17 protein-coding genes are annotated in these 17266 nt (G+C 69.0%); 5 read left to right on the top strand and 12 right to left on the bottom strand.

Features of this window, described 5'->3' with window-relative positions; all coding sequences use genetic code 11:
• The 4 genes from DX912_RS17480 to glyQ all read right to left on the bottom strand — a co-directional run.
• Positions 1–1480, bottom strand: a 1480-nt coding sequence (locus DX912_RS17480; protein WP_484502525.1) for an AsmA family protein, incomplete at its 3' end; no start/stop codon positions are given.
• 7 nt (positions 1481–1487) lie between these two features.
• Positions 1488–3371 carry an autotransporter assembly complex protein TamA gene (locus tag DX912_RS17475; RefSeq protein ID WP_115844765.1) on the bottom strand — a complete coding sequence of 628 codons (1884 nt, stop codon included), beginning with the start codon at positions 3369–3371 and terminating at the stop codon, positions 1488–1490.
• A 104-nt stretch (positions 3372–3475) separates the two neighbouring features.
• On the bottom strand, positions 3476–5551 hold the full coding sequence (gene glyS / locus DX912_RS17470) for a glycine--tRNA ligase subunit beta (RefSeq protein ID WP_115844763.1): 2076 nt from the start codon (positions 5549–5551) through the stop codon (positions 3476–3478).
• 197 nt (positions 5552–5748) lie between these two features.
• Positions 5749–6672 (bottom strand): glycine--tRNA ligase subunit alpha, encoded by a 924-nt coding sequence (gene glyQ, locus DX912_RS17465; protein WP_115844761.1) that lies wholly within the window; start codon positions 6670–6672, stop codon positions 5749–5751.
• Between the two features lie 130 nt (positions 6673–6802).
• Between glyQ and DX912_RS17460 the strand changes: the two genes are divergently transcribed.
• Positions 6803–7540: a glutamine amidotransferase gene (locus tag DX912_RS17460; RefSeq protein WP_267896530.1), complete on the top strand. Its 738-nt coding sequence runs from the start codon at positions 6803–6805 to the stop codon at positions 7538–7540.
• Positions 7541–7618: 78 nt separating this feature from the next.
• The gene (locus DX912_RS17455; protein ID WP_115844757.1) at positions 7619–8554 is read left to right on the top strand and encodes a hypothetical protein; all 936 of its coding nucleotides are present in this window, start codon (positions 7619–7621) and stop codon (positions 8552–8554) included.
• 60 nt (positions 8555–8614) lie between these two features.
• Here the strand turns inward: DX912_RS17455 and DX912_RS17450 are convergent, their stop codons facing one another.
• The 5 genes from DX912_RS17450 to DX912_RS17430 form a co-directional block, all read right to left on the bottom strand.
• The gene (locus DX912_RS17450) at positions 8615–9292 is read right to left on the bottom strand and encodes an RDD family protein (RefSeq protein ID WP_181902888.1); all 678 of its coding nucleotides are present in this window, start codon (positions 9290–9292) and stop codon (positions 8615–8617) included.
• Complete coding sequence (gene tatC, locus DX912_RS17445) at positions 9289–10083, bottom strand: twin-arginine translocase subunit TatC (RefSeq protein ID WP_115844753.1); 795 nt, start codon at positions 10081–10083, stop codon at positions 9289–9291. Before tatC ends, DX912_RS17450 begins: the two co-directional genes overlap by 4 nt.
• Complete coding sequence (gene tatB, locus DX912_RS18750; protein ID WP_325050593.1) at positions 10080–10682, bottom strand: Sec-independent protein translocase protein TatB; 603 nt, start codon at positions 10680–10682, stop codon at positions 10080–10082. The genes tatC and tatB overlap by 4 nt, the downstream gene beginning before the upstream one ends.
• A gap of 30 nt (positions 10683–10712) precedes the next feature.
• Positions 10713–10952 carry a Sec-independent protein translocase subunit TatA gene (gene tatA, locus DX912_RS17435; protein ID WP_115844751.1) on the bottom strand — a complete coding sequence of 80 codons (240 nt, stop codon included), beginning with the start codon at positions 10950–10952 and terminating at the stop codon, positions 10713–10715.
• A 108-nt stretch (positions 10953–11060) separates the two neighbouring features.
• The gene (locus DX912_RS17430; RefSeq protein ID WP_115844749.1) at positions 11061–11978 is read right to left on the bottom strand and encodes a lipid-binding SYLF domain-containing protein; all 918 of its coding nucleotides are present in this window, start codon (positions 11976–11978) and stop codon (positions 11061–11063) included.
• A 252-nt stretch (positions 11979–12230) separates the two neighbouring features.
• On the opposite strand from DX912_RS17430, the gene hemH reads away from it, so the two are divergent.
• Positions 12231–13253, top strand: a complete 1023-nt coding sequence (hemH, locus tag DX912_RS17425) for a ferrochelatase (RefSeq protein WP_115844773.1) — start codon at positions 12231–12233, stop codon at positions 13251–13253.
• A 14-nt stretch (positions 13254–13267) separates the two neighbouring features.
• Positions 13268–14140: an alpha/beta fold hydrolase gene (locus tag DX912_RS17420; RefSeq protein WP_115844747.1), complete on the top strand. Its 873-nt coding sequence runs from the start codon at positions 13268–13270 to the stop codon at positions 14138–14140.
• Between the two features lie 7 nt (positions 14141–14147).
• Here the strand turns inward: DX912_RS17420 and DX912_RS17415 are convergent, their stop codons facing one another.
• The 3 genes from DX912_RS17415 to ttcA all read right to left on the bottom strand — a co-directional run bounded on the left by DX912_RS17415 (position 14148) and on the right by ttcA (position 16991).
• Entirely contained in the window at positions 14148–14951 is an 804-nt protein-coding gene (locus DX912_RS17415; protein WP_115844745.1) for a M48 family metallopeptidase, read from the bottom strand.
• A gap of 109 nt (positions 14952–15060) precedes the next feature.
• Entirely contained in the window at positions 15061–15966 is a 906-nt protein-coding gene (locus tag DX912_RS17410; RefSeq protein ID WP_115844743.1) for a recombination-associated protein RdgC, read from the bottom strand.
• 125 nt (positions 15967–16091) lie between these two features.
• Positions 16092–16991, bottom strand: a complete 900-nt coding sequence (ttcA, locus tag DX912_RS17405) for a tRNA 2-thiocytidine(32) synthetase TtcA (RefSeq protein ID WP_115844741.1) — start codon at positions 16989–16991, stop codon at positions 16092–16094.
• 65 nt (positions 16992–17056) lie between these two features.
• Between ttcA and DX912_RS17400 the strand changes: the two genes are divergently transcribed.
• Positions 17057–17266: a YdcH family protein gene (locus DX912_RS17400; RefSeq protein WP_115844739.1), complete on the top strand. Its 210-nt coding sequence runs from the start codon at positions 17057–17059 to the stop codon at positions 17264–17266.

The raw sequence follows: 17266 nt of genomic DNA, 5'->3' as shown, positions 1-17266 counted from the left end.
GGCCGTCGAGCGTGCCGGTCGGCATGCGCGCCTGCAGCGTCTTGAGCGTCATGCGCTCGTCGTTGCCGCGGCCGTCGAAGGTGACCGTTGCTTCGGTCCCATCGCGACGCAGCGTCGCGTTGCCGATCGCCGCCCACGCCTTCATCGTGCCCGCGAAGCCGAGGTCCGCGTCGACGCCGATGGCGACCGCTTCGGTCTGCGCGGCCGGCGCGGGCGCGGTGACCTTCTGCAGCTTGCGCGCGCTGACGCTGGCGGGCGGATTCGTCAAGGCGGGAGCAGGCGCCGGCGTGGTCGTCGTTTCACCGCCGAAGGTGAGGCCGCGCACGTTCGCGGCGAAACGGAACTTCGCGTTCTCCGCGTCGGTGAAGTCCGCCGTGCCGCGCAGCGTCGCGTTGCCATCGAAGATGCGCAGCGCCAGCGGCTGCACGTCGAGCACCTGGTTCTCCAGGCGCACCTTCGACGGAAGCACCGTGGCGACGAGATCGCCCTGGCGGAACTCGCCGCGCAGGTCGGCCGCGCCGCCCATGCCGTCGGCGCTGAAGCTGAAGACCAGCGGGCGATCGTCCTCGCTCGCTTCCGCGCCGGTGAGCAGGCCGATGTCGAGGCCTTCGGCATCCGCGTCGAGGCGCCACTTCGGCTCGTCGCGACCATGCAGCGTCAGGCTCGCGCGCAGCGGTTGCGGCACGTGGCCGGCGATCGCGACGTTCATGCGCGACAGATCGCCGCGCGCGACCAGCCCGACGCGCGCCGGCGTGCGGCCGTCGGCGGCGGGCAGCACGGCGCTCGCGGTGAGGTCGGTGCGGTAGTCGTCACGCGGCACGTAATCGCCGTGCACGTTGAAGCGGCCGCGATCGCTGTCGACGAACAGGTGTTCGACGTGCAGCTCGCCCTGGCGCGCATCCAGACCGCCGCGCAGCGTGCGCACGTCGATCAGCTTCTCGCCCGCCTGCGTGAGCAGGAATCCGTCGACGCGCACGTCGTCGGCCTGCAGTTCCAGCGGCGGCGCGATCTCCGGCAACACCTCGGGCCAGCGCGGCAGTTCGAACGGTTCGTCGGACTTGGGGATCTCGAGCTTCGCGTTCGCGATCTGCAACGCATCCAGCCGCAGCCGCTTGCGGAACAGCGGGCGCAGCGCCGGGTCCAGGTGCACGCGATCGGCGGTGAACACCATGCGGTCGTAGGTGAAGCGCACGCCGTTCATCGTCAGCGGGCCCGACAGCGGGCCTTCGACGCTGCGCCAGGAGAGCGTCGCGTTTTCCGGCAGGCGCGAGACGATCTGCGCCAGCAGCAGGTCGCGGCCGCCGATGCTGGTGAGCAGCCAGTACAGGAACACGCCGGCGGCCAGCGCGATCGCGACGGACAGGATGCCCGCGCGTATCGCCAGCCAGCGCATGCGCGCGAAACGGCGCGCGCGAAGTTCGGCGATGCGCGCCTCGCGCGGATCCTTCGGGGTTTCGCTGACGGGAGTGGGCTGGCTCATGGGCGCCTCACCAGGTCGCACCGATGTTCAGGTAGATCTCGTAATCCGAGTCCGGATCGTTCAGGCCACGCGCGATGTCCACGCGCACCGGGCCCACGGGCGAACGCCAGCGTGCACCGATGCCGACGCCGGTGTGCAGGTCGAAATTCTGGTCGCGATCGTTCGGGTCGGACACTTCGCCGCCGAACTTGTTGAACGCATCGCCCGCATCGACGAAGACCGCCGCGCCCCACGGGCCATCGTTGAAGTAGTGCTCGAACTCGGCCGAACCGGTGATGACGTACTTGCCGCCGATCGCGTACTTCTTGCCGTCCATGCCGATGGTGTTCGGGCCGACTTCGCGGAAGCCGTAACCGCGGATGCTGTTGTCGCCGCCGGCGAAGAAGCGCAGCGACGGCGGCATGTTGACCAGCGCGTTGGTGAACGTGCCGCCGGCTTCGGCGCGCAGGATCAGCCGATTACCCGCGCCGATGCCCTGGTACCAGCGCGCTTGGCCCCAGGCCTGCGCGAAGTTCGCATCGGATCCGACGTTCTCCAAGCCGCCGCGCACTTCCAGCGTCACGCCGATGCCGTGTCGCGGGAAGATGCGGTCGTCGGTGTCGATGTATTCGGCGCGCAGCGAGGGATACAGGAACGTCGCGTAGTTGTAGGCGGTGGTGACGAGCTCGTCGTCCTCGTTCGCGTTGTTGGCTTCGTCGGTACCGGGATCCGGACCGTCGGCGCCGCCTTCGAAGGCCGCATACGCCCAGCGTTCGCGCAACGCGTGCAGCGCGGCGATCAGCGTCAGGCGACGGCTGACCTGACCGCTGCGGCTGGCGACGAGTTCGACCTTGCGCGTATCCATGTAGTCGGTCTGTTCGTCGTAATACTGCGCGCTGAAGGTGTACCAGCCATCCAGCCACGCGAACGCGGGAATGCGGTATTGCGCGGTCGCGGTCTTGCGCTTGGACGCCCAGTCGATCTGGCCCAGCGCCTTGTGGCCCCGATCGTTGACGTAGCGGCGCTCCATGCCCAGGCGCACGCCGGGGCCGCTGTCGGTGCCGTAGCTCAAGCCGGCGGTGTAGATCGTGCGCTTGGCTGGTGTCAGCGTGACGGTCACCGGCACCTGGTTGTCGACGGCGTCGTCAGGGCGCGGTTCGATCTCGATGCTGGAGAAGTAATCCAGCCGCGCGAGCGATTCGCGGAAGCGGTCGAGCTTGCCCTGGTGGTAGTAGCTGCCCTGTTCCCAGTAGATGAGCTTGTCGAGCAGGCTGTCGCGGATGATCGCGTTGGGCGTCTGCTCGATCTCGATCGGGCCCATGTCGTAGCGCCCGCCGCTGCTCCACACCAGGTCGATGTCGGCGGCGCGCTCGGCGCGCGTGATCTCGACGCGGCGCGAACTGAAATCCGCATCGAAATAACCACGTTCGGCAAGGCGGCGCGTGATGCGCGTCTTGCTCGCCTCGTACAGCTGGTGGTCGAAGACGTCGCCGGTCTGCGGGCGGAATGCGGCCAGATCCTGCGACAGGTAACGATCGTCGCTGCCGTCGCCGATGATCGCGATGTCGGCGCGACGCACGCGCACGGGTTCGTCGAGCGTCACGTTGACGGTGACGGTCACGCCGGTATCGCTGTTGCCTTCGCGCGTGATCTCGATCTTCGGCGAGTAGAAACCGAACGGCTCCAGCGCCTCGCGCGTTTCGTCCTCGGCCTCGCGCACCAGGTACGCCAGGCGCCGGCCGGGCAGCTCCTCGCCGATCGCATCGACCACCGACAGCGCACCGCGCACGTTGGCCGTCTTGGTTTCGTCGAGACCGCGGATGTCCACGGCCTTGACCTTCGCCGCATGCGCCGCGCCGGCGGTGGCAAGCAGCAGCGCGGCGATGGCCAGGACGCGGGGGAAGGTCGGCATGCGGGGAGGATAACCGGGGCGTGCGGCGAGGCTGGTTAACGGTCGGTGTAGGCGCGCACGAACGCGCGCTGCGATGCCGGGCCGCGCGGGCCCGGCGCGCGACGTCAGATCGACAGGTGTTCGATCGCCGCGACGCTGCCCAGGCGGTCGGACAGGCGCTTGAGCAGCGCGAGGCGGTTGTTGCGCACCGCCGCGTCGTCCACGTTCACCATGACGCCGTCGAAGAACGCATCGACCTGCGGACGCAGGCGCGCGAGGCGGCCCAGCGCGGTGACGTAATCGCGCGATTCCAGCAGCGGATCGGTGTCGGCGATGGCGCCGTCCACCGCCTCGCCGAGTTCGCGCTCGGCGTTCTCGGCGAAGAGTGCGGCGTCGACGTTCGACGGCACGTCGCCTTCGACCTTCTTCAGGATGTTGCGGATGCGCTTGTTCGCCGCGGCCAGCGCTGCGGCTTCCGGCAGCTTGGCGAATTCGGCGATGGCGTTGAGGCGCCGGTCGAAGTCGGGCAGCGAATCGTGCGCGACGTTTTCCACCGCATCGAACTGCATCGACGCCACGCCGCGATCGGCGTAGTAGCCGCGCAGGCGGTCGTAGACGAACTGCGTGATGTCGTAGCTGCCGATCTCGGCGTGCTTGGCCGGCTGCAGTTCGAGCGCGCGCTCGATCAGCCCGTGCAGCAGCAGGTCGTGGCCGCCTTCAAGCAGCGTACGCGCCAGGCCCAGCGCATTGCGACGCAGCGCGAACGGATCCTTGTTGCCGGTGGGCTTCAGGCCCGCGGCGAAACCGCCGGCGAGCGTGTCCAGGCGCTCGGCGATGGCGAGCACCTGGCCGAGCTTCGACGGGGCGATCGCGTCGCCGGCAAAACGCGGCATGTAGGCCTCGTCGATGGCGTGCGCGATGTCGAGCGGTTCGTTCTCCACCGCGGCGTAATAGCGGCCGGCGATGCCCTGCAGTTCCGGGAATTCGCCGACCAGTCGCGACTGCAGGTCGGCCTTCGACAGTTCCGCGGCGCGGCGCGCGGTCGCCGGATCCACGCCGACCTGCGCGGCCACGGCTTCGGCCAGCGCGGCCACGCGCGCGACCTTGTCGGCGATGGAGCCGAGCTTGTCCTGGTACTTCACCGTCGCGAGGCCGTCGTTCATCGACGCCAGCCCCTGCTTCATGTCCTCGACGAAGAAGAACTTCGCGTCGGCGAAGCGCGGGCGGATCACGCGCTCATAGCCCTTGCGGACTTCGGACTCGTCCTTCGACTCGATGTTGGCGATGCCGATGAAGTGCTCGCTCAACTTGCCTTCGGCGTCGAGCACCGGGAAGAACTTCTGGTTCGCCTCCATCGTGGCGATCAGCGCTTCCTGCGGCACGGCGAGGAACTCGCGCTCGAAGCTGCACGCGACGGCCTTCGGCCATTCGGTCAGGCCGTTGACCTCTTCGAGGATGCCGTCGTCGATGCGCGCAACACCGCCGGCGGCGCGTGCGGTGTCGGTCACTTCCAGCACGATGCGCTCGCGGCGCTCGTCCGGATCGACCAGCACCTTCGCCCCGCGCAGGGATTCGACGTAATCGTCCGGCGTGGAGAACCACACCGGCTTGTCGTGCATGAAGCGATGGCCGCGGCTCATGCGGTCGGCGCGCGTACCGAACAGTTCGGCGTCCACCACGTCCTTGCCCAGCAGCATCACCAGCCAGTGCACCGGACGCGCGAAACCGTAATCGTGGTCGCCCCAGCGCATCGGCTTGGGAATCGGCATCGCGGAGATGGCGTCGCGCAGGATGTCCGGCAGCAGCGCGGCGGTGCTCGCGCCCGGCTTCACCGAACGGTGCACGAAGCGCTCGCCCTTGTTGTCGGTGGTCTTTTCCAGCGTCGTCCAGTCGATGCCGGCCTTCGCGGCGAAACCCTGCAGCGCCTTGGTCGGGTGGCCGTCGGCGTCGAGCGCGATGTTGAGGTACGGCCCGAGCACTTCGGATTTCTGCTCCGGCTGTTCCAGCGCGACGGCCGGCAGGCGCACGGCGAGGCGGCGCGGCGTGTACAGCGGCTTGGCGCCGTCGCGGTCGAAGGCGACGCCGCGCTTGGCCAGGCCATCGAGGATGCCGTCGAAGAACGCCTGCGCCAGCGCGGGCAGCGCCTTGACGGGAAGCTCTTCGGTGCCGAGTTCGATCAGGAGGGGGGACGTGGTGCTCATGCGGTTGCCTTGTTTTTTTCTCTTCCCTTCTCCCTCCGGGAGAAGGTGCCCGAAGGGCGGATGAGGGTCGGCGAAGTGTCGGCGGTGGAAAGAGGATCGCAAAACAGCGCTCGGCGTTTCATTGAAGCGTCCCCACCACCGACAACACTTCGCCGACCCTCACCCCAACCCCTCTCCCGACGGGAGAGGGGCTCACGTCAAGCCGCCTGCGCGGCCTTCTTCAACACCGGGAAACCCAGCTTCTCGCGCTGCGCGTAATACGCCTCGGCGACGCCCTGGGCGATGCGGCGCACGCGCAGGATGTAGCGCTGGCGTTCGGTCACGCTGATCGCGCGGCGCGCGTCGAGCAGGTTGAAGCTGTGGCTGGCCTTGCAGACCTGGTCGTACGCCGGCAGCGGCAGGCCGAGTTCGATCAGCTTCAGCGCTTCGGCCTCGCACGCGTCGAAACGGTGGAAGAGTTCGGCGACGTCGGCGTGCTCGAAGTTGTACGCGCTCTGCTCGACTTCGTTCTGGTGATAGACGTCGCCGTAAGTCACCGCCGTGCCATCCGGGCCGTACGTCCAGATCAGGTCGTACACGTTGTCGACGTTCTGCAGGTACATGCACAGGCGTTCGAGACCGTAGGTGATCTCGCCCAGCACCGGGCGGCACTCCAGGCCGCCGGCCTGCTGGAAGTAGGTGAACTGCGTGACTTCCATGCCGTTGAGCCAGACTTCCCAGCCCAGGCCCCAGGCGCCGAGCGTCGGCGATTCCCAGTTGTCTTCCACCAGGCGCAGGTCGTGCACTAGCGGATCCACGCCGAGCGCCTTGAGCGAATCGAAGTACAGCTCGACGATGTTGTCCGGGCTGGGTTTCATCGCCACCTGGTACTGGTAGTAGCGCTGCAGGCGGTTGGGGTTCTCGCCGTAGCGGCCGTCGGTGGGGCGACGGCAGGGCTGGACGTAGGCGGCATTCCACGGCTCCGGACCGAGCGCCCGCAGGAACGTGGCCGGATGGAAGGTGCCGGCACCGACCTCCAGGTCGAGCGGCTGGATCAGCGTGCAGCCCTGGTCGGCCCAGTAGGCGTTCAGGCGCTGGATCAGTTCCTGGAAAGTCGGTCCCTGGAAGGTAGGTGCGGCCATGGTCTCGGTGGGGGTTCCGCAAAGCGGGTTAGTATAGCCGCGGGCCTTGATGCCGCTGGTTTTTTCGCACTTCCGCGGGGTCGGTGGCGCGGCCCGCACCATCTTCCGAAACGCCAGTGTCCGTATCGCCGTGAACACCCGACATACCCGGCCCTTCCTCATCCTCGAGACCGGACAACCGGTCGCTTCGATGCGTCGCCATCGAGGTTTTCCGCACTGGATCCGCGTGGCCGCCGGGCTCGACGCCGACGAGGCGGTGGTGGTGAACGTCGAAGCCGGAGAAGCGCTTCCCGCACGCGAAGGTTTCGCCGGCACGATCATCACCGGCAGCGCCGCGATGGTCACCGAGCGGCGCGACTGGAGCGAACGCAGCGCGCACTGGCTGCGCGACGCCGCGCAGGAAGGCATGCCGCTGTTCGGCATCTGCTACGGCCACCAGCTGCTGGCGCACGCGCTCGGCGGCGAGGTCGGCGTCAATCCGACCGGTCGCGAGATGGGCACCATCGATTTGCAGCTGCATCCGCACGCCGACGAAGACCCGCTGTTCAAGGGCCTGCCCGCGCAGTTCGCCGCGCAGGCCACGCACCTGCAGACCGTGCTGCGCGCGCCACTGGGCGCGACGGTGCTGGCGAAATCGAGCCAGGACGACTGCCACGCGTTCCGCTGGGGCGAACGCGCCTGGGGCGTGCAGTTCCATCCCGAATTCAGCGCCACGCACATGCGCGGCTACGTCCACGCGCGACGCGACGCGCTGCACGGCGAAGGCCGCTGCGCGAAATCGCTGGCGCGCGCGGTCAGCGCCACGCCGCACGCGCGGCGCGTGTTGCGGCGCTTCGTGCGCCACGCACGCGGCCTGCACGGGCACTGAGGTTTCCGGCATCACCCTTCATGCGCGCGACGCGATCGCGCGCATTCCCCCACGCGTCCCCATCGAACCCCTTCCCCCATGACGACTCACGCAACCGGCCCGCTGTCCGGGCTGACCTGGCTCAAGCGCGGCATCAACCTCGGTCGCCACAACGCGCGCGCGGTGTTCGGCGCGGCGGCGATCCTGATGATGGTGGCGACGCTGCCCAGCCTCCTGCAGCTGGCCGTGCTGTCGGTCCTGCAGCCCGACGCGAACGGCGCGATGGCCGTCGCCGCCGGCGCGCAGCTGCTGTCGATCGTGCTCCTGTCGCCATTCATGGGCGGCTTCCTGCGGCTGATCGACGACACCGAACATGCACGTCCCGCCTCGGCGAGCGACGTCTTCAAGCCGTTCCGCCACGGCGGCGATGCCGGGCGCCTGATCGGTTTCGGCCTGCTGATGACGCTGTACTACGTGATCATCGGCGTCGCGCTGATCACCGTCTTCGGCGACGGCCTGCTCGACTGGCTGACCAAGGTGATGACGCTGCAGGCGGCGGGCAACGGCCGCATCGATCCGGCGCAGGTGCCCGATGCGCCCGAAGGCCTCGGCCGCCTGCTGGGCCTGGGTTCGATCCTGTTCCTGTTCCTGTCCGGCGTGTACGCGATCGGCTTCGGCCAGGTCGCGCTCGGCCGTCGTCCGGTTCGGCTGGCGATGGCCGACGGCGTCGTCGGCACCGCGAAGAACCTGCTGCCGATCCTGTTGCTGGCCGTGGTGATCGTGCTGGCCTCGATCCCCGTCGGCCTGGTGCTCGCGGCGGTGTTCGGCATCGTCGGGCTGATCGGCGGGATCATCCATCCGACGTTGGGCGCGGCGCTGATCCTGCCGCTCTACCTGGCGCTGATGGTGGTGATGTACGTGGTGATGTTCGGCGTCATGTACTACCTGTGGCGCGACGTCTGCTCCCCTTCGGACACGCGGGGCAACGGCCCGCCGCCGTCGTCGTCTTCGAACAGTCATCAGATCGAGCTGTAAGCGACGCGCTTCCGCAGCCCGGGGACGCGAAACGCACCCGGGTTCGCGGCGAGCCGCGAATCACCCCAGCGCCCGCTCCACCGCCGCCTGCGCCAGCGATGCAAGGCGGCCGGTCAACGCGATCGTCAGCGCCGCCGCGACGCCGGCCTGCAGCAGGATCCATCCACGCACCCACGCCGGAAGCGGCGCGTCCTCGCGGATCACGCGCGTGCCGCTGACGCGGTCGTGCAGCGCCAGGTACGTCGGTGGAACCGCGGCCATGACGTGGCCGATGTTGAGCGTCAGCCACGACAGCAGCCCCGCGAACTCACGCCCGATGGAGCGGAGAAGGCCCGGCGCCGCGCCTTCGCGGTCCACCACGCGCAACCGCAGCGCCCGCTTGCCCGGGCTGCCCTGCCAGCGCGACTGCTCGCCGGCCACCTGCCACACGAGCATCGCGAGCGCGAAGGCGATGGTCGGCACGCACATCGCGCGCAGCAGCGCCATTTCGAGCGCGGCGACGGCAGGTCGGATCGACGTATCCGACGCCAGCGCGAACACGTCCGGCACACCGCCGGCGTCGAGCTGCCTCGCGACCGCGCCGTAGAAGGTGTCGAGCATCGCGACGAAGGATTGTTCGAGCGCGTGGAGGTCGCGCGCCACGCGATCCCACAGGAACGGCGCGAGCAATGCGGCGATCAGCGCCGCATCGAGCGACCACGCCGCGTAGCGCGGCAACAGGCGCGCCGGCGCACTCACGCGGTGGGCGTCTGCCCGGAGGTGTCGGCATCCTCGCGCGGCTTGAGCCAGCGCGATGCCACGATGCCCAGCTCGTAGAGGATGCACATCGGGATCGCGAGCATCAGCTGCGAGACGACGTCCGGCGGCGTGATCACCGCGGCGACGACGAACACGCCGACGATGGCGTATCCGCGCGATTCCCTCAGTTGCTGCGGCGTCACCCAGCCCAGCAGCACCAGGATCACCAGCGCGACCGGGAGTTCGAAGCTCGCGCCGAACGCGAGGAAGATCACCAGCACGAAGTCGAGGTACTTGCCGATGTCGGGCGTCATCGCGACCACTTCCGGCGTGAACCGCGCCAGGAAGCCGAATACCGACGGCAGCACCAGGAAGAAGGCGAACGCGCAGCCGGTGTAGAACAGCGCCACCGCCGAAACCAGCAGCGGCATCGCCAGGCGCTTTTCGCGGTGGTAGAGGCCGGGCGCCACGAAGGCCCATGCCTGGTAGAGCAGCCACGGCATCGTCACCAGCAAGGCGGCGAAGAACGCGAGCTTCACCGGCACGAAGAAGCCGCCGGCCGGATCGACCGCCACCAGCCTGCCGCTCTCGGGCAGCGAGCTCAGCAGCGGCTGGGCGAGGATCGCGTAGATGTCGGCCGCGAAAGGCAGCAGCACGACGAAGATGAGCATCAACCCGGCGACCGCACGCAGCAGGCGCGCGCGCAGCTCGATCAGGTGGTCGATCAGGCGCGGCTCGGCGCCGTCGACGCCGGCCTCGTCACCGGAGTAGGTGTCGTGATCGCGGCTCATCGACGCGGCGCCCCGTCATCGGAAGTGGACGGGACGGGGCGTGAAAGCGGCACGGGTTCGGCTTCCGAATCGGTTTCCACCGGCAGGCCGTGCGCGTAGACGTCGTCGCGGCTCACGCCCGGTTCGATGGCATCGTCGCGGAGCGCCACGTCGGGGTCGGTCGCCGAGGCGAGCGAGCGTTCCTCGATTCCCGTGGACTCCGGCGTTTCGCGGGTCGAGAGTTCGCCCGCGGGGTCCGGCGTCGCATCGGTCAACCCTTCCGACTGCGCCGCTGCACCGCGCACGTCGCGGTCGAGCGCGTCGAGCTCACGCTGCAGGGATTCCTGCTCGCGCTTGATGCGGTTGCGCGCCTCGTCGAGGCCTTCATTGAAGCCCTGCTGGGCTTCGCGGAGCGATTCCTGCGTCTTGCGCAGGCTGCGCTTGAGTTCCTCGGCGGCCAGCTCGTTCTCGAGCTCGGACTTCACCGAATGCCACTGCGCGCGAGCGCGCCGGACCCACAGGCCGGCGAAACGCGCCGCTTTCGGCAGGCGTTCGGGCCCCAGCACCAGCAGGGCCACGATCGCGATGACGAAGATCTCGGAGAACCCGATGTCGAACATGGCCGCCGACCGCCAGGACGCCGCGCCGCGTCAGCGCGGGGTGCGGTCGTCGTGCTTGGTGCTTTCGCCGGACTTGGTCTCGTCGCGACGCTCGTCGCGCAGCTGCGCCGAGGGCTTGTCCGCATCCTCATCGCCATCGCGCATGCCCTTCTTGAAGCCTTTCACCGCTTCGCCGAGGTCCTTGCCGACGTTGCCCAGGCGCTTGGTGCCGAACACCAGCACCACGATCACCAGCACGATCAGCCAGTGCCAAAGACTCAAACCGCCCATGAGGAATGTCCGCGGGAAAAAGTGGAGGGTCAGGATACCGCAGCACCATGACGGCCGCTGTCGTCTCCGCGCGTGCGGAGGGTTAAGAACGTGACGACTGCACGCCGGTCAGGGCAGCGGTTCGGCCTGAACCGGGCTTTCCACCGTCTCGAAGGCCGAAGGCTGCTGCGCCTGCTGCGGGGCGTGCAGGGGCGCGGTCGTGGCCGAGCCCGTCGCCGGGGCGGCCGAAACCGCGCCGCTCGAATGCACCGTCGCCGAGCTCGCCGCCGGCCGCGGCGCGGAGGCGCGGGCGTTCGCATCGGCGCTCGCGTTCGAACGGGCGGTGCGTGCGATGTTGCTGGCTTCTTCCAGGCGGTCGCGGAAATCCACCACCGCGGTCGACGGCTGACCGTTCGCGCGGCCTTCGAAGATCATCCGCGGCGTGGTGTCGCGGCCGTAGACCGATTCGTTGGCCTCGTCGTCGATGGAGAGCACCGCGCCGTCGAGGGCGATGCCGGCGAACAGGCCGCGCGCGCGCGACCACGACCAGATCTCGGCCTTGAGCTGGCCGTCCGTGGCGGTGCCCGCGTTCCGGCCGACCGGGCCCGCCGCGACGCCCGCATCGGCGCCCAGGGTGACCTTGCCGTTGACGATGTTGTCCAGGCCGCGGTCGCTGCGGAACACCAGGACGATGTCGGCCGACTGCACGCCGGCCTGGAAGCCGATGCTGCCGCCGGTGAGCTTCACGAAGCTGGGGTTCGACCACGTGCCGTCGGGGTTCTTCACCGACAGCAGGCCGTGGCCGCGACGGCCGCCGACGACCAGGCCGACCTTGAGCGCGTCGGGCACGACCACGATCCCGCGGGCTTCGTCGAGCAGCTTGTCCGGAATGCCGGATTCGGGGATCTGCTGGATGTCGGTGAGCACGCGCACGGCCTGGCGCGCGCGATCGTCCTCCTGCTGGCCGGCGACCGCCGAGGTGGCGATGCCAAGGGCGAGGGAAAGGACGGCGATACGCAGCAGGGCAGGGCGCGGCAGACGGGACATGGCGGACTCCAGTGAAAACTCGACGATGCGCAGCTGGGGGAAATTCGAGCATTCGACCGCCGGCGCGGCAGTCGGTTCAGGCTAGTGATTCGGCAATGAATCCTTACCGAATCGGCGCGCACGTCAAGCGCCGAAAGTGAGACAGCCTCGCCTATCCTGAGCAATCCGGCGTGCGGATCGTGTCGCTGCCGATCGCCGGCGCGCATCGGCGATGTGATTCGCGCTGGCCGGCGCAGCTGTCATCCTATGCGCATGCCCGCCTCCGCCAGCACCGACGCCGCGCTCGACGGCGCCCCGACTTCACCTTCTTCGGCCCCGCCGGACACCGCCCTTGTCCTGGTGAACCTCGGCACGCCGGACGCGCCGACGCCCGCCGGCGTGCGCCGTTACCTCGCCGAATTCCTGGGCGATCGCCGCGTCGTCGGCCTGCCGCGCTGGTTCTGGCTGCCGCTGCTGCACCTGGTCGTGCTGCCACTCCGATCGAAGCCCGTCGCGAAGAAGTACGCGAGCATCTGGATGGGCGGCGAGGACGGCGGTTCCCCGCTGGCGGTGTACACGCGCCGGCTCGCGTGGGCGGTGCAGAACGAGATGCCGCAGCTGCGGGTGATCGACGCGATGCGCTATGGCTCGCCGTCGCTGGCGGCGCGCCTTCGCCAGCTGCGCGAGGCCGGCGTGCGCCGCGCGCTGGTGCTGCCGCTGTATCCGCAATATTCGACGACGACCACCGCATCCGTCGACGACGTGCTCGCGCGCGAACACGCGCTGCCCACGCGGCTGGTGGAGAACTACCACCTCGACGACGGCTGGCTCGATGCGGTGGCCGATTCGATCCGCGCGCACCGCGCGCGGGACGGAGCCGGCGAACACCTGCTGTTCTCCTTCCACGGCCTGCCGCAGCGGCTGATCGACGAAGGCGACCCGTACCAGCGTCATTGCGAAGCAGGTGCACGCGCCATCGCGAAGCGGCTGGAACTCGCCGATGACCAGTGGAGCCTGAGCTACCAGTCGCGCTTCGGTCGCGACAAGTGGCTGGAGCCGAGCACGCAGCAGACGCTGCACGCGCTCGCCGCGCGCGGCGTGCGCAACGTCGACGTGGTTGCGCCGGGATTCGCGGTGGACTGCATCGAGACGCTGGAAGAAGTGGCGATGATGCTCGCCGAGGATTTCGCAGAGCACGGCGGCACGCTGCGCTACATCCCGTGCCTCAACGATTCGCTTCCGCACGCACGCGCCCTGGCCGGCATCGCCCGCCAGGAACTGCACAACTGGATCTGAGGCACCTGCACCCGATGCCCGCACGCGGCCTGCACGACTTCACGCTCGACACCCCGACCGGCCGCATCGCCGGGCTGCGCAGCGAGCCCGGCGGTGCGCGCGTCATCGCGCTCCACGGCTGGCTCGACAACGCCGCCAGCTTCGTGCCGCTGGCCGAACACCTCCACGGCATCGAACTCGTCGCGCCCGATCTGCCGGGACACGGCGCCAGCGCGCATCTCGCGCCGGGCGCGGATTACTCGTTCGCCGCCGCGGTGAATGCGGTGCTCGACGTCGCCGACGCGCTGGGCTGGGAGCGGTTCTCGCTGCTCGGCCATTCGATGGGCGCGGGGATTTCCAGCCTCGTCGCTGCCGCGTGCCCGCAGCGCGTGGAGCGCCTGGTCGCGATCGAGGCGCTCGGCGCGCTCGCCGAAGTGCCCGAGCGGACCGTGTCGCGCCTGCGCGAAGCCATCGCGGCCTATCGCGCGCTGCGCGGCAAATCGCTGCGCGTGTTTCCCGACATCGCCATCGCGATCCGCGCACGCATGGCCGCCGGCGCGAACGTCGGCAGTCGTCTGGAAGAACGCGCGGCGCGGTTGCTCGTCGAGCGCGGCGTGGTGCCGGTCGAAGGCGGGTTCACCTGGTCGAGCGATCCGCGCCTGACGCTGCCGACGATGCAGCGCATGACCGAGCCGCAGATCCGCGATCTCGTCGCCGGCATCGAATGCCCGACGCGCGTGATCTTCGCCGATCCCGCGCAGCCGTATCTGCCCGACGCGCTGCGTCGCGAACGCGCGGCATTGCTGCCCGCGGGCGAACTCATCGTCATCGACGGCGGCCATCACCTGCACATGGAACAGCCCGGGCGCATCGCCGAGGTGATCGGCGATTTCTTCGTGCGCGGATGACGCGCCGCTAGACCTTCCCGCACAAGGCGCGCAGCGTCGCCTTCAGGCGCCGTCCTTCGGCGTGGAAGTAATCGCGTTCCTCGCGCCACTGCGGGCAGCGCGCTTCCACTTCGCGCCAGAAGCTGCGCGAATGGTCGGCGTGGATGAGGTGGCAGAGTTCGTGCACGAGCACGTATTCGAACGCGCTCGGGCGCGCGAGCACGAGCGAGAGGTCCAGCGCCATCGAGCCATCGGGCGCGAGCGAACCCCACTGCGACGACATGATCTTGAACGTCACCCGGCGCGGCGCGCGCGGCAGCGCCGGCAGGTAGCGCGGCATCCAGCGGCCGACGTCGGCGCGCCCCTGCGCTTCGAGGAAATCGCGAACCGCGCGCCGCACGGCCGTATCGCCGGCGCGCGCGGGATGCGTGAACACCAGGTCGCCCGTGTCGTCGTTCGCGTGATCCAGTCGCGTGAAACGGCCGGCCTGCCAGCGCACGTCATGCAGTGCGCCGCGCAGCGGCAACTGCACGTCGACGCCCGGTTCGAGCGAGGGCACGCCGTCGACGGCGAAGCGTTCGAGCTGCGCGGCGAGCCAGTCGCGATGTTGCGTGACGAAGCGGTCGGCGGTGGCCAGGCTCGCGCGCATCGGGATCGTGAGGCGCGCGCCGCGTTCGTCGACCGACAGCTTCATCCGCCGCGCGCGCGGATCGCGCACGCGTTGCAGCGGGACGGTGCGGCCGTCGGACAGTTCGATGTCGAGCGTTTCGCGCTCCACCGTGCGCGGCGTGGGCGCGAACAGGCGGGCGAGGGGGCGCGGCGGGGACGGCATGGCAGCATCTTAGCGATGCTGCGTGACGATGTGCGCCGTAGCGGCGCACACATTGCGCGATGCGCGAAGTCCGCGGCCCTTCACCGCGCGGAGAAGGGCCCGGCGTGATTCAGGCTTCGGCCTTCGACAGCTTCAGCGCACCTTCCAGCACCGTGAACAGGCGACGGAACTCGCCGGCCATCAGCACGAAGCGGGCGTCGAGCTCGGCGCGAAGGTCGTCGCGTTCGGTCGATTCCAGCTCGTCCACCGCGCCGTCGAGCAGCTTGAACTTGCGCACGACGAGGTCTTCGCCGAGGACGAACGAAACGTGATCGTCCAGCGTCAGCGCCAGGCGCGTGACCTGCTTGCCCGATTCCAGGTGCTTGGTGATCTCGTCGCTCTGCAGCTCCATGCGCTGCACCTTCACCACCGCGCCCTGGTCGATCGGATCGCGCAGTTCGCACTCGTCGCCCAGCGAGAGGCCTTCGGGCAGCGGCTCGCCGGCGACCCAGCCGGTCAGCACCGAGCGCGGCGCCACTTCGGCGTTCAGCGGGAGCGCCGGGAAACTGCCGAGCGCGCGGCGGATCTCGCTGACGACGTTCTCGCCGGACTTGCGGCTGGAGGTGTCCACGGCGACCACGCCCAGGCCGGTGTCGATGAGGGCGTCGGTGCGGCTGGGCTTCACGAACGCGCGCGGCAGCAGGTCGGTGATGAGCTCGTCCTTGATGCGCTTGCGCGTCTTGCCGCCGGGCTTGCGGCCTTCCTTCGCCTCGATCTCCGACAGCTTCTTGTTGAGCATGTCGTTGACGACCGATCCCGGCAGGATCTTGTCCTCGCCGCCGACGGCGAGCCACGTCGCGTCGCTGCGCTTGTGCGACATCTCGTCGGAGTCGCGCCCGAACGGCGAAATGAAGCCGCGGCTGGACAGTTCCAGCGGGCCGACCGCGCGAAGCTGGCATTCGGTCAGGCCGCTGTCGAGGTCGTCGAACTTGGTGGTGGTGGGGAAGCGGAACAGCGTCAGGTTGCGGAAGAACATGTAGGGTCCCGTGAAGTTTCAGCTCCGTCATTCCCGCGAATGCGGGAATCCAGTGCCTTGATCGCGTACGGCGTGATGTCGCTGGATCCCCGCTTTCGCGGGGATGACGACATCAATCGGATGGGTTATGGAGCGTCCTGCGCGTGCGGCTCGCCCGCCAGCCACGCATGCGCGTCCGGCATCGGCGCGTCGCCATTGCGACCGAGCGCGAGGAAATCGAACAACTTCGGATCGCCGAGCTGCGATGGACGGATGTCGCCGAGCGAGCGCGCGATGGTCTCGATGCGGCCGGGCGTGTCGCGCTCCCACGCGTCCATCATCTTCTTGACCTGCTTGCGCTGCAGGTTTTCCTGCGAGCCGCACAGGTTGCACGGGATGATGGGAAAACCCTTCGCATCGGCATAGGCGGCGATGTCGTCCTCGCGCACGTACGCGAGCGGGCGGATCACCACGTGCTTGCCGTCGTCGCTGAGCAGCTTGGGCGGCATGCCGGCGAGCTTGGCGTGGAAGAACAGGTTCAGGAAGAACGTTGCGACCAGATCATCGCGATGGTGGCCGAGCGCGATCTTCGTGAAGCCGTTTTCTTCGGCGTAGGTGTACAGCGCGCCGCGGCGCAACCGCGAACACAGCGAGCACATCGTCTTGCCTTCCGGCACCACGCGCGTGACGACCGAATAGGTGTCCTGCTCGATGATGTGGTACGGCACGCCGATCGACTTGAGGTATTCCGGGAGCACGTGCTCGGGGAAGTCCGGCTGCTTCTGGTCGAGGTTCACCGCCACCAGCTCGAACTTCACCGGCGCCTTCTGCTGCAGCTGCAGGAGGATGTCGAGCATCGTGTAGCTGTCCTTGCCGCCGGACAGGCACACCATCACCTTGTCGCCGTCCTCGATCATGCCGAAGTCGGCGATCGCGCGGCCGACCTGGTGGCGCAGGCGCTTGGCGAGCTTGTTGTTCTCGTGCGCGCGACGTTGCGCGCGGTGGGCGAGCGGCTGGGGTTCCAGCAAGGGCAGGACGGTACTCATGGACCGTCCATTCTACCGGCGCGGCCGCGGTGACGCTGGCCGCGAGGGCGCGTTAAGCTTCCGGCATGACCGAAAGCGACGATCCCGCCGTGCTCGCGCACCAGCTGGCCGAACTCCGGCTCGAACACCGCGACCTCGACGCGGCGATCGAACGCCTTTCGCGGCTGCCCGACGCGGACGAGCTGACGGTCAAGCGCCTGAAGAAGCGCAAGCTGTGGCTGAAGGACTGCATCGCGCGGCTGGAAAGCGCGCTGATCCCCGACGAGCCGGCCTGA

This window comes from Lysobacter soli (assembly GCF_003382285.1).
Classification (GTDB): domain Bacteria; phylum Pseudomonadota; class Gammaproteobacteria; order Xanthomonadales; family Xanthomonadaceae; genus Lysobacter_J; species Lysobacter_J soli.
The sequence above is the reverse complement of the archived record's forward strand: the minus strand, read 5'-3'. Positions and strand labels throughout refer to the sequence as shown.

Bases quoted from the DNA above. Each gene is read 5' to 3' on its own strand.
- DX912_RS17475 (WP_115844765.1), bottom strand. From the start codon at position 3,371: ATGCCGACCTTCCCCCGCGTCCTGGCCATCGCCGCGCTGCTGCTTGCC.
- glyS (WP_115844763.1), bottom strand. From the start codon at position 5,551: ATGAGCACCACGTCCCCCCTCCTGATCGAACTCGGCACCGAAGAGCTT.
- glyQ (WP_115844761.1), bottom strand. From the start codon at position 6,672: ATGGCCGCACCTACCTTCCAGGGACCGACTTTCCAGGAACTGATCCAG.
- DX912_RS17455 (WP_115844757.1), top strand. From the start codon at position 7,619: ATGACGACTCACGCAACCGGCCCGCTGTCCGGGCTGACCTGGCTCAAG.
- tatC (WP_115844753.1), bottom strand. From the start codon at position 10,083: ATGAGCCGCGATCACGACACCTACTCCGGTGACGAGGCCGGCGTCGAC.
- tatB (WP_325050593.1), bottom strand. From the start codon at position 10,682: ATGTTCGACATCGGGTTCTCCGAGATCTTCGTCATCGCGATCGTGGCC.
- tatA (WP_115844751.1), bottom strand. From the start codon at position 10,952: ATGGGCGGTTTGAGTCTTTGGCACTGGCTGATCGTGCTGGTGATCGTG.
- DX912_RS17430 (WP_115844749.1), bottom strand. From the start codon at position 11,978: ATGTCCCGTCTGCCGCGCCCTGCCCTGCTGCGTATCGCCGTCCTTTCC.
- hemH (WP_115844773.1), top strand. From the start codon at position 12,231: ATGCCCGCCTCCGCCAGCACCGACGCCGCGCTCGACGGCGCCCCGACT.
- DX912_RS17420 (WP_115844747.1), top strand. From the start codon at position 13,268: ATGCCCGCACGCGGCCTGCACGACTTCACGCTCGACACCCCGACCGGC.
- DX912_RS17415 (WP_115844745.1), bottom strand. From the start codon at position 14,951: ATGCCGTCCCCGCCGCGCCCCCTCGCCCGCCTGTTCGCGCCCACGCCG.
- DX912_RS17410 (WP_115844743.1), bottom strand. From the start codon at position 15,966: ATGTTCTTCCGCAACCTGACGCTGTTCCGCTTCCCCACCACCACCAAG.
- ttcA (WP_115844741.1), bottom strand. From the start codon at position 16,991: ATGAGTACCGTCCTGCCCTTGCTGGAACCCCAGCCGCTCGCCCACCGC.
- DX912_RS17400 (WP_115844739.1), top strand. From the start codon at position 17,057: ATGACCGAAAGCGACGATCCCGCCGTGCTCGCGCACCAGCTGGCCGAA.